At 71.9% G+C, this 11,252-nt stretch carries 10 protein-coding genes; 9 read left to right on the forward strand and 1 reads right to left on the reverse strand.

The features are described 5' to 3' along the window. From ABD785_RS40835 to ABD785_RS40845, 3 genes are all read left to right on the forward strand, one after another. Positions 1–1,200: thioesterase domain-containing protein (locus tag ABD785_RS40835; protein WP_344840208.1), on the forward strand; the 1,200-nt coding region annotated here is incomplete at its 5' end. A gap of 41 nt (positions 1,201–1,241) precedes the next feature. Then, on the forward strand, positions 1,242–2,525 hold the full coding sequence (locus ABD785_RS40840; RefSeq protein ID WP_344840211.1) for a serine/threonine-protein kinase: 1,284 nt from the start codon (positions 1,242–1,244) through the stop codon (positions 2,523–2,525). Continuing rightward, positions 2,522–3,424, forward strand: coding sequence for a hypothetical protein (locus ABD785_RS40845; RefSeq protein WP_344840214.1), 903 nt, complete (start codon positions 2,522–2,524; stop codon positions 3,422–3,424). The genes ABD785_RS40840 and ABD785_RS40845 overlap by 4 nt, the downstream gene beginning before the upstream one ends. A gap of 48 nt (positions 3,425–3,472) precedes the next feature. Here ABD785_RS40845 and ABD785_RS40850 read toward each other — a convergent pair whose 3' ends face one another. Beyond that, positions 3,473–3,703, reverse strand: a complete 231-nt coding sequence (locus tag ABD785_RS40850) for a hypothetical protein (RefSeq protein ID WP_344840216.1) — start codon at positions 3,701–3,703, stop codon at positions 3,473–3,475. 171 nt (positions 3,704–3,874) lie between these two features. On the opposite strand from ABD785_RS40850, the gene ABD785_RS40855 reads away from it, so the two are divergent. The 6 genes from ABD785_RS40855 to ABD785_RS40880 all read left to right on the forward strand — a co-directional run. Continuing rightward, positions 3,875–5,506 (forward strand): bifunctional aspartate transaminase/aspartate 4-decarboxylase, encoded by a 1,632-nt coding sequence (locus ABD785_RS40855; RefSeq protein ID WP_344840218.1) that lies wholly within the window; start codon positions 3,875–3,877, stop codon positions 5,504–5,506. Further along, positions 5,503–7,194, forward strand: a complete 1,692-nt coding sequence (aspT, locus tag ABD785_RS40860; protein WP_344840221.1) for an aspartate-alanine antiporter — start codon at positions 5,503–5,505, stop codon at positions 7,192–7,194. Before ABD785_RS40855 ends, aspT begins: the two co-directional genes overlap by 4 nt. Before the next feature lie 81 nt (positions 7,195–7,275). Further along, positions 7,276–8,565 carry a polysaccharide deacetylase family protein gene (locus tag ABD785_RS40865; RefSeq protein ID WP_344840223.1) on the forward strand — a complete coding sequence of 430 codons (1,290 nt, stop codon included), beginning with the start codon at positions 7,276–7,278 and terminating at the stop codon, positions 8,563–8,565. Positions 8,566–8,616: 51 nt separating this feature from the next. Beyond that, complete coding sequence (locus ABD785_RS40870; RefSeq protein ID WP_344840226.1) at positions 8,617–9,864, forward strand: cytochrome P450; 1,248 nt, start codon at positions 8,617–8,619, stop codon at positions 9,862–9,864. Positions 9,865–9,964: 100 nt separating this feature from the next. Continuing rightward, positions 9,965–10,474, forward strand: a complete 510-nt coding sequence (locus ABD785_RS40875; RefSeq protein WP_344840230.1) for a potassium channel family protein — start codon at positions 9,965–9,967, stop codon at positions 10,472–10,474. Beyond that, positions 10,471–11,252 (forward strand): hypothetical protein (locus ABD785_RS40880; protein WP_344840232.1); only part of this gene is annotated, 782 nt, incomplete at its 3' end. The genes ABD785_RS40875 and ABD785_RS40880, both read left to right, overlap by 4 nt.

Below are 11,252 nucleotides of genomic sequence, written 5' to 3' on the forward strand. Positions count from 1 at the left end.
CTGGCGGTGCTCGCGGCCGGGCTCGAGCCCGCGCCGGTCGCCGAGGTGCCGCCGCCGCTGCGCGGCCTGGTCAGGAGGGCCGTGCCGAAGGCCGCCGTCGCGGCGGCCGAGCCGGTCGCCCGGCGGGTCGCGGCCCTGCCCGAGCAGGAGCGTGCCGCCTTCGTCCTGACCCTGGTCAGGTCGAAGACCGCCGAGGCGCTCGGGCACGCCGTGGTGGACTCGGTCGATCCGGACCGGCCCTTCCGCGAGGCGGGCCTCGACTCGCTGGCCTCGATCCGGCTCAGGAACACCCTCAACGAGGCGACCGGCCTGAGACTGCCGGCCACGGCCACCTTCGACCACCCGACCCCGGCCGCGCTGGCCCGCCACGTCGTCTCCGGGCTCGGCCGCTCCGGTCACCCGGGCACGTCCCGGCTGACCGCCGCCTTCCTGCGGCACTGCCGCGACGGCCGCGCCGAGCAGGCCTTCGCGACCGCCCGGGCGGCGGCCGCCGCCCGCCGCCCGTTCGGGGCGGACGACCCGCCGCCGGTGCGGTCCGCCGTCCTCGCCGAGGGCGCGGGCCCCCGGTTGATCTGCCTGCCCGCGCTGCTCGCTCCCTCGGGGCCGCACCAGTACGCCCGGATCAGCGCCCACCTGGACGGCCGGATCACGGCCCTGTCGCCGCCCGGATTCCAGCCCGGCGAGCCCCTGGCCGTCTCCCGGGAGGCCCTCGCCGCGACCATGGCCGCCGCGGTGCGCGAGCACGCCGCGGGGGAGCCGTACGCGCTGCTCGGCCACTCCTCGGGCTCCTGGCTCGCCCACGCCGTGGCCACCCGGCTGGCGGGCGGGGAGTCGGCACCGTCCGGGGTGGTCCTCCTCGACCCGGCCGGGCCGGCCGAGACGACCCCCGCCCTGCTCGCCACCCTGGCCTGGACCCTCTGGAGCGACGAGCACGTGGTCTCGGCCCTGGACGACGACTCCCTGACCGCGATGGTCCACTACTTCGCCCTGCACTCCGCCTGGGTTCCGCGGCCCTGCTCCGTCCCCGTCCTGGTCCTGCCCGCCGCCGAGGCCACCCACGGCGTCCGCCTGTCCTGGCCGCTTCCGGCGGAGGCCGCGCCGACCGGCGGAGACCACTTCACGATGCTCACCGACCACGCCGCCGCCACCGCGCTCAGGATCGGCGATTGGCTGAGGTCCGGGACGGTTCGCTCGCACTGAGGTACATTGCTCCTGGTTTCCTCGGCGGGCGGAGGTGCGCGATGGTGGCCACCCTGCGCGCGGGAGAGCCCCTCGAGCTGGGCGGATACGCGATCGAGGGGCGCCTGGGCACGGGCGGCCAGGGGACGGTCTATCTCGGCAGGTCGGCGGAGGGCGCACCGGTCGCGGTGAAGCTCCTGCACCTCGACGCCGACGACCGGGGCAGGGAGCGCTTCGTCCGCGAGGTCGAGCTGGCCAAGCGCGTCGCCTCGTTCTGCACCGCGAGGCTCCTCGACGCCGGAACCGACGACGACCTCACCTATCTGGTCACCGAGTTCGTGGACGGCCCCTCGCTCCAGGCGCGGGTCCGTGACCACGGCCCCCTCGGCGACGGCGATCTCGGCCGCCTGGCCGTCGGCACCGCCACCGCCCTCGTCGCGATCCACCGCGCGGGCGTGGTCCACCGTGACCTCAAGCCGCACAACGTGATGCTCGCACCCGACGGCCCCCGGGTGATCGACTTCGGGGTGGCACGGTCCCTCGCGACCGCGGCGACCGTCACGGGACGGGTGGTCGGCACGCCCTCCTACATGGCGCCCGAGCAGATCAACGGGGAGCTCGCGGGCACCCCCGCCGACGTCTACGCCTGGGCCGCGACCATGGTCTACGCCGCGACCGGCGAGCCGCCCTTCGGCCAGGACTCGGTCATGGCGGTCCTCAACCGGGTCCTGCACCACGAGCCCGAGCTGGACTCCCTCCCCGCCGAGCTGCGCGGGATCGTCCGGGACTGCCTGGCCAAGGATCCGGCCGCCCGTCCCGGGACCCAGGACCTGCTCATGCGGCTGCTGGGCGCCGAGGACGAGCCGGTGTCCGGGGGGACGTCCGAACTCCTCGCCGCCGGGGCCGTCATCGCGGACGGGGCGTGGGAGACCGCGCCGGAACGCCCCCGGCGCGCCCGCTACACCGCGGTGGTCGTCGCGGCGGCCTGCGCCGTGGCGGCGGTCCTGGTCGGAGCCCAGCTCATGTTCGGCGGCAAGGCGCCGCTGGAGGAGGGCGAGGAGGCCCCGGCGGTCGTCGTCACCTCCAACGGGCAGACGATCAAGGTTCCGCTGAACCGCAAGCCGGGCCAGGTGTCGCCGGGCAGGAGCGGGTCCGTCCCGAACCGCCAGGGGCCGAAGGTCAACCCGAAGCCGACCCCGAAGCCGACCGTCACCCCGACCCCCTCCACGGACGTGACCGTCACGGCCACGCCGACCCCGTCGCCGACCGTCGCGCCGACGTCGGAGCCGCCGGAGCCCACGGGTGAGCCGGAGCCGACCCGGCCGGGCCCGACCCCCGCCGAATGATCCGTTTCCTGCCGGTCGTCCCGTTGCTGCTGCTGTCCGCGACGGGCTCCGGCGGGACGCTCCCGCACCGGCTCGCCCTGACGGTCGAGGGTGACGACGGAGCCGGCCGCCCCGTCCTGACCGGCCGCCTCGGCCACGCCGGCCCGGTCGCGATCAGGTTCTGCCTGCTGGAGCCGGTGCGGGCCTGCGGCGGGTCCCGGACGGTCCCGGCGGGTCCCGGCGGCCGCTTCCGGCTGGTCGTCGATCCCGACCTGCCGACGGCGGGGATCGTCCGGGTGACGGCCTCCGCGCCCGGGACGGCCCCCGCCGCGACGACCTTCACCTATCTGCGCGCCGCCGTCCTGCGCTCCTTCGACGTCCGCCGCGAGGGCGGGGAGGTCGTCCTGGCGGTCCGTTTCACCGAGCCCGGCTCCGAACGCACCCTGCGCGGCGTCGAGCTCCTGGCCGAGGGCGAGGGCCAGAGCTGGGGCTCCCAGAACTCCTACGGCTACGACCCGGCCGCGTCCCCGACCGCGCCGGTCGTGATCAGGATCCGGGCGGTGCGCGACACCACTCTCCGGGTCCTGCCCGGCCCGTTCCACACCGGCTCGACCGGCGCGGTGTTCGTCGACGCCAAGGCCGCGACCGGGCTGACCGCGCTCCGTTCGGGGAACCGCCTGTCCGGCGTCCTCACCTACACGACCGCCACGGGCCCGCGCCCCCTGGGCCAGCGGAGCGTCCAGATCTTCTTCCGGCCGAGCGGCTCCCGGGCCTGGACCCGCGCCGGGACCGCCAGAACAGGCCCCGCGGGCCGCTGGTCGTTCACCCTCACCGGACGGCTCGCCCCCGGCTCCTGGCAGGCCAGGTTCCCGCGCGAGGACGACTACCTGGCCGCGATCTCCCCCTCCGCCAGGGTCTGACGCCGATCCGCCGCCCCGCAGGGTGCGAGCCCGGCATCGTCCGCCCGGTCACCGGCCGGGCCGGCACCCCGGACGCGATCGTCCGTCCCTGAGGCCCGCCCGGCATCCGGCGAGCGGCACCGGCGAGCGCCGCCCGCCCCGGGGCCGCCGTACCGCCCCCGTCACGGAGGCCGGGACCGGGACGGGCGGCCGCGTCCGCACGGCGGGCTCCCTGCCCTCGACCCACATCGCGACGGCGAGGACGGCCATCGGTCCCGCCATGGCCAGCGAAGCGAACATCGGCCCTCCCAGAGATCGTCGCCCGTCCCTCCCGTACCGCGCCTCCGCCCGTCCAAACCGGCCACATCGCCCACCGCGTTTCCCGGGAAGATCACGGGGGAGAACGGTCGTAACGGACAGTAATCGCCCGGCTGCTCACCCTGCCGCGGCATCTCACGGCTGGGAGAGTGCATGGGCCTCGTCAGGGACAGTGTCACCCGCGACCGGCAGAAGGAACTGGAGGGCCTCAGCCCGTTCGAGCTGAAGAACGAGCTGATCGCGCTCGCCGAGGACAACCAGCAGAAGAACGCCGCGACCCTGCTCAACGCGGGCCGCGGCAATCCCAACTGGATCGCCACCGAGCCGCGTGAGGCCTACTTCCTGCTCGGCCGGTTCGGCATCGCCGAGTCCCGCCGCACCTGGGACGAGTGGGACGGCGTCGGCGGCATGCCCGAGAAGGACGGCATCGCCGCCCGTCTCACCGCCTTCCTGGCCGAGAACCGCGGAGAGCCCGGAGCCGATCTGCTCACCCGGTGCCTCGACCACGGCGTGAAGAGGCTCGGCTTCGACGCCGACTCCTTCGTGCACGAGCTCACCGACGGCATCATCGGCGACAACTACCCCGTCCCCGACCGGATGCTGCCCCACGTCGAGAAGATCGCCCACGCCTACCTCGTCAAGGAGATGTGCGCGGGCAACGCCCCCGAGCAGCCGTTCGACCTGTTCGCGACCGAGGGCGGCACCGCCGCCATGTGCTACCTGTTCGACACCGCGCAGGTCAACGGGATCCTCGCCAAGGGCGACACGATCGCGATCATGGTGCCGATCTTCACGCCGTACCTGGAGATCCCGGAGCTGGAGCGGTTCGGCTTCGACGTCGTCGAGATCAGGGCGTCCAAGCTCGACCAGGACGGCCTGCACACCTGGCAGTACGACGACGCCGAGCTCGACAAGCTCCGCGATCCGAAGATCAAGGCGCTGTTCCTGGTCAACCCGTCGAACCCGCCGTCGGTGATGCTGGCGCGCGAGACACGCGACCGGATCGCCGAGATCGTCCACACCGCCAACCCGGACCTGACGGTCATCACCGACGACGTCTACGGCACGTTCGTGAACGGCTTCGAGTCGCTGATGTCGGTCCTGCCGCGCAACACCCTGGGCGTCTACTCCTACTCCAAGTACTTCGGCTGCACCGGCTGGCGCCTGGGCGTCATCGCGGTCAACCGGGACAACATCTTCGACGAGAGGATCGCCGCGCTGCCCGCCGCCGAGAAGAAGCGCCTGGCCGCCCGCTACGACTCCATCACGCTGGAGCCGGAGAAGCTCCGGTTCGTCGACCGGCTCGTCGCCGACTCGCGGATGGTCGCGCTCAACCACACCGCGGGCCTGTCGCTGCCGCAGCAGGTGCAGATGGCCCTGTTCTCGCTGTTCGCCCTGGCCGACGAGCAGGACGAGTACAAGCGGATCTGCCAGGGCATCATCGCCCGCCGGATGCACGCCCTGCTGAAGGGGCTCGGGCTGCCGCTGCCGAAGGACCCGAACGCCGCCCACTACTACGTGGAGATCGACCTCCTGCTGTGGGCGGAGAAGCAGCACGGCAGGGCCTTCGCCGACTATCTCAAGGCCACCTACGAGCCGGTCGACGTGCTGTTCCGCCTCGCGGAGAACCACTCGATCGTCCTGCTCAACGGCGGCGGCTTCGACGGCCCCGAATGGTCGGTCCGGATCTCGCTGGCGAACCTGCCGATGGCCGCCTACGAGCGGATCGGCTCGTGGCTGTCGGAGGTCACCGCGGGCTACAAGGCGGAGTTCGACCAGAGATGAACTGGTTCAAGGATCTGGTCCAGGGGACCCCTGAGATCGCCCTGTTCATCAGCATCGCCCTCGGCTACGCCGTCGGCAAGGTGCGGGTGTGGAAGCTGTCGCTCGGCGGCATCGCCGGAACCCTGATCGTCGCGATCTTCGTGGGCATGGCCGGCGAGGTCACGCTCAACGACCAGGTGAAGAACATCGCCTTCGCGCTGTTCATCTTCACCCTGGGCTATCTGTCGGGACCGTCGTTCTTCGCGAGCCTCAACCGGAGGAGCCTGCGCTACGGCGTCTTCCCGGTCATCGAGGTCGTCACCATCCTGGTGATCACCGCGGTGTCCATCAAGATCCTCGACCTCGACACCGGGACGGCCGCCGGGCTCATGGGCGGCGGCGCCACCGAGTCGGCCGTGGTCGGCACCGCGACCGACGCCATCGGCAAGCTCGACCTGCCCGCCGACCAGATCAAGACGCTCCAGGCCAACGTGGGCACCGCGTACTCGATCTCCTACATCTGCGGTCTCATCACGATCGTGCTGCTGACCAGCCAGTTCGCTCCCGCGATCATGAAGATCGATCTGCGGGCCGAGGCCGTCAGGCTGTGGGAGAAGATCGGCGGCAAGGTCGAGGACCCGTCCCAGGCCACGGCCCTGCCGAACATCGTCGGCCGCGCCCAGCGGGTCGAGAACGTGGCGGGCCGGACGGTCGCCCAGGTCGAGCAGGGCATCGGCGACCGGACGACGATCGAGCGGATCAGCAGGGACGGCTCCCTCGTGGACGTCGGGCCGTCGGTCGTGCTCCGGCAGGGCGACGTCGTGGTCCTGGTCGGGCTGCGCGAGCAGCTCGTCAGGGCCGACGCCGTCATCGGGCCCGAGGTCGCCGACTCCACGCTCAATCTCGATCTCGAGATCGCCCAGGTGCTGCTGGCCAACAAGGAGCTCAGCGGGCAGACGGTCGGCCGTCTGCGGTCGGAGGCCGCCTCGAGCCGCGACCACGGCGTGTTCATCTCCGGGGTCTCCCGGATGGAGAACAACCTGCCGGTCCAGGCGGGCACCGAGGTGCACACCGGCGACGTCGTCCGGCTGACCGGCATGACGAAGGACGTCACCGAGTTCGCGAAGAAGATCGGCTACAAGATCGACACCGGGGTGAAGGCGGACTTCGTCTTCATCGCGCTCGGCGTCGTCGTCGGCATGCTCATCGGCAAGGTCACGATCGATCTGGGCAGCGTCCCGCTGTCGCTCGGCACGGGCGGCGGCTGCCTGCTGTCCGGCCTGCTGTTCGGCTGGATCAGGGCCAAGCACCCGACGATCGGCCAGTACGACCCGGCCGCCGCCTCGGTGATCAAGGAGCTCGGCCTGGTCATCTTCATCTGCTGCGTCGGGCTGTCGTCGGGGCCTGAGGCCGTCTCGCTCATCGAGAAGTACGGGTTCTCGCTCCCGCTGGTCGGCGTCCTGATGACGCTGGTCCCGGCGTGCATCTCGCTGTTCGTCGCCTGGAAGGTGATGAAGATGCCCGCCCCGCTGACGCTGGGCTCGGTGGCCGGGCAGCAGTGCTCCACCCCGGCGATCACCGCGGTCCAGGGGATCGCGGGCAACACCACGCCGCTGATGTCGTACACGATCGTGTACGCCCTCTCCAACGTGGTGCTGCCCCTGATGGGTCCCGTCGTCGTGGCGATGGCCCAGGCCCTGAACGGCTGACCCGCCTTGACTCCCGTCAGGTGGTGATTTGTTCTTCTTGAAGGGGTTGTCAGCCATTGAATCGGGTTTCACCCTGAATGGGTGATCCTCCGTCTTCTGTGCTCCGTCCTGCTCGCCACCCTGCTCCTGCCCGCGCCGCCGGCGGCCGCCGCCGACCCCACGATCGTCAGCCTGACGTTCGACGACGGCCTGGCCGACCAGTACACCAACGGCCTCCCGATCCTGGACGCGCACGGAATGAAGGGCACGTTCTACGTCATCAGCGGCAGGCTCGGCACGTCGGGCAACCTGACCCAGGCCCAGGCCACGACGATCGCCGCGGGCGGCCACGAGATCGGCGGCCACACCCTGACCCACGCCGACCTGCCCACCCTGAACCCCGCCCAGCAGCGCGTCCAGATCTGCGACGACCGGGTCGCGCTGCTCGGCATGGGCTTCACGGTCAAGAACTTCGCCTACCCGTTCGGGAACGCCGACGCCACGACCGAGCAGGCGAGCGACGACTGCGGCTACAACAGCGCCCGCGGCGTCGGCGGGCTCGTCTCGCCGGGCGGCTGCGGCGGCTGCCCGACCGCGGAGGACATCCCGCCGGTCGACCCCGAGTACGTCGCGACACCGTCCTCGATCAAGACGACGACCACGCTCGCCCAGCTCAAGAACTACGTGACCCAGGCGGAGAACAACGGCGGCGGCTGGGTCCCGCTGGTCTTCCACCATGTCTGCGCCTCCTGCGGCGACGACTACGCCGTCACCCCGGCCACGCTGACGGCCTTCCTCGACTGGCTCCAGCCCCGCGCCGCCTCCGGCACCACCGTGAAGACCGTCGACCAGGTGATCGGCGGCCCGCTCCAGCCCGGGGTGCCGGGCACCCCGCCGCCCGGTCCGGCGGGCGTGCAGAACCCGTCCCTGGAGACGGCCACCGGCGGCGTCCCCGACTGCTTCCAGCTCGGCGGCTGGGGCACCAGCACCCACGCCTGGACGCGCGTGGCCGATGCTCACACCGGGTCGTGGGCGGAGCAGGTGAAGATCACGGCCTACACCGACGGCGACCGCAAGCTCGTCACCCGGCAGGACGCCGGGACCTGCGCCCCACCGGTCACGCCGGGGCACGTCTACCGGCTGGGCGCCTGGTACAAGGGCACCTGGGCGGCGGGTGTCAAGGTCAAGATGAGCTACTACTACCGCTCGGCCGCCGGGATCTGGACCTTCTGGGGCAACGGCCTGCAACTGGCCGCCACCGCCTCCTACGCTCAGAACCTGGTGACGACCCCGCCCGTCCCGGCGGGAGCGACCGCGATCAGCTTCGGCATCGCGCTGCCGGGCCTCGGAACGCTCATCACCGACGACTTCACGCTGGTGGACATCACCTGATCAGTGGCATGATGACCCGAAACCGAATCGGATTCTGTTTAAGGGGACACGGTGCTGAAGCTCGACGACATCAACCTGACGGACTGGGCCTTCTGGTCGCTGCCGCGCGATGAGCGGCAGTCGGCGTTCAGGACGCTCCGTGAGCACGGCTCCCTGGTCCACTTCCAGGAACCCGATCTGGTGATCATGCCCCGTGGCGACGGATACAAGGCACTCGTCACCCACGCCGACGTCGTGGAGGCCTCGCGGCGGCCCGCCGACTTCTGCTCGGGCCGCGGCGCGATCAGCATTCCGGACATGCCGGGCGACATCCACGAGTACTTCGGTTCGATGATCAGCATGGACGACCCCCGGCACGCGAAGATCCGCCGGATCGTGTCGCGGGCCTTCTCGCCGAAGATGATCCAGCGGTTCGAGGACCAGGTGGAGACCGTCGCCGCCGACATCGTCGCGGGCCTGCTGCGCGGTGAGGGCACCGGCGACTTCGTCGTGGACGTCGCCGCCCGGCTGCCCTTGAAGATCATCTGCGACATGATGGGCATCCCCGAGTCCGAGTACGCGACGGTCTTCAACGCCTCGAACGTCATCCTCGGCGGCAACGACCCCGAGTTCGTCCCGAGCGACGACTTCGCCGCCATCACGGTGAAGCTCCTCGAGGCGGGCGAGACCCTCCAGACCCTGGTCGCCACGCTCGGCCGCGAGCGCAAGGAGAACCCCGGAGACGACCTCATCTCCGCCCTGGTCAACGCCAACATCGACGGCGAGGCGCTCACCGACCAGGAGCTCGGCTCGTTCTTCATCCTGCTGGTCGTCGCCGGCAACGAGACCACCCGCAACTCCATCGCCCACGGCCTGGACCTGCTCACCCGCCACCCCGAGCAGCGCGCCCTGCTCCTGTCCGACCACGAGGCCCACGCGCCCGGCGCCATCGAGGAGATCGTCCGCTACGTCTCCCCGGTCATCTGGATGCGGCGCACCGCCACCCGCGACACCACGCTCAACGAGCACGAGATCAAGGAGGGCGAGAAGCTCGTCCTCTACTACGGCTCGGCCAACCGCGACGCCGCGGTCTTCACCGACCCCGACCGGTTCGACATCACCCGCTCGCCCAACCCGCACGTCGGGTTCGGCGGTCCCGGCCCGCACTTCTGCCTGGGCGCCCATCTCGCCCGCCGCGAGATCAGCGTGATGTTCCGGCAGCTCTACGCCGCCCTCCCCGACATCCACTCCGGCGAGCCCGAGCTCCTGCTCTCGAACTTCATCAACGGCATCAAGCACCTCCCGTACGAACTCCGCTAGTTCCGGACTTCCCACCGTCCGGCCATGATCGGGTCAATCCCGGTTGACCGCCGCGCCCCGCCGGGCACCTCTCCGATGTGCAGACCACCGGCGGGGCCGCGTGACGAGGGCGGCCGCGGCGCGGCGGGCCAGGTTCGTGGCGTGGGGCAAGGCGGGCGCGGTGACGGCGCTCATCACCGGCGCCTACTTCGTGGTACCGCTGCACCCGACCGAGCTGGAGGGCCTGGCCGGGCCGGTCAGGATCATGGTGGTCCTGATCGCGCTGGTGATCCTCGTGCGGCTGGTGGCGCACCAGACGGCGCGGGCCCTGCGTCCCGAACGGATGATGGCCGAGCAGGTGGCCGTCCTGTTCATGCTGGTCGACGTCGTGGTCGTGTTCTTCGCGATTCTCTACACCCTGCTGGACGAGCAGTTCGAGGGGATCGCGACCCGGCTCGACGCGCTCTACTTCTCCGTCGTGACCCTGACGACCGTCGGCTACGGCGACATCGTGCCGACCGGGCAGGCCGCCCGCGGGATCGTCATCGTCCAGATGGTGTTCGACCTGGTGATCGTCACCTCGGCCATCTCGCTCGTGGTGAGCGGGCTGCGCGCCAGGCGGGAGCGGTGAGGGCGCTGGAGAGGCTTCGGCCGACGCTGCCGGCCGTCCTGCGGGCCTGGGGGCGGATGCTGTTCGCGCTGGCCGGATCGCAGGTCCTGCTGGGGCTGCTCGGGATGGGCGACGCGGCCGGGTTCGCGGTGATGCCCGCGGTGTTCATGTCCCTGTTCCAGCCGAACGGGACGCTGCGGACGCGGCTGGCCGTCACCACCGCGGGTACCGTCCTCGCGGCCGGGCTGGCCATGCTCGGCGGGCTGGTGGCGGGCACGGCCTGGCCGCTGATCGTCGCGCTCGGGGCCTGCGGGTTCGTGCTCGGGTTCGCGCCCCGCCTCGGCCCGCACGCCGCCGCGCTCCAGCTTCCGCTGCTCACCACGTTCGTGTACTCGGCCGCGAATCCCGGCGCCGAGGTCGGGGAGCGGGGGATCGCGGTGCTGCTGGCGCTGCCGGTCTTCCTCGCGGCCACCGCTCTGTTCGCCCCGCCGGACGGGCGTCGCCCGCTGGTGCTGGGGGCCGCCCGCGGCCTGGGCGAACTGGCCGGGGCGCTGAAGGCGGTGGCCGCGGGCGAGCCCGCCGCCGGTCTCGCCGAGGGGGCGCTGGTGGCGTTCCGGTCGGCGGCCGTCCGGGTGAAGCCCGCCGCACTGCCGTTCGACGGCTCGCCGCGGGCGCGCGCCCTGCTCCTGCTGAGCGGGTCGGTGCCGCGAGCCGTCTCGGCGACGCTCCGGCTGGAGCGCGCCGCGGACCCCGCCGAACGCGCCTGGGCGGCGAACGCCGCCGCCCAGGCCGCGGCGCT

The organism is Actinocorallia longicatena (assembly GCF_039534125.1).
GTDB classification, from domain to species: Bacteria; Actinomycetota; Actinomycetes; order Streptosporangiales; family Streptosporangiaceae; genus Actinocorallia; species Actinocorallia longicatena.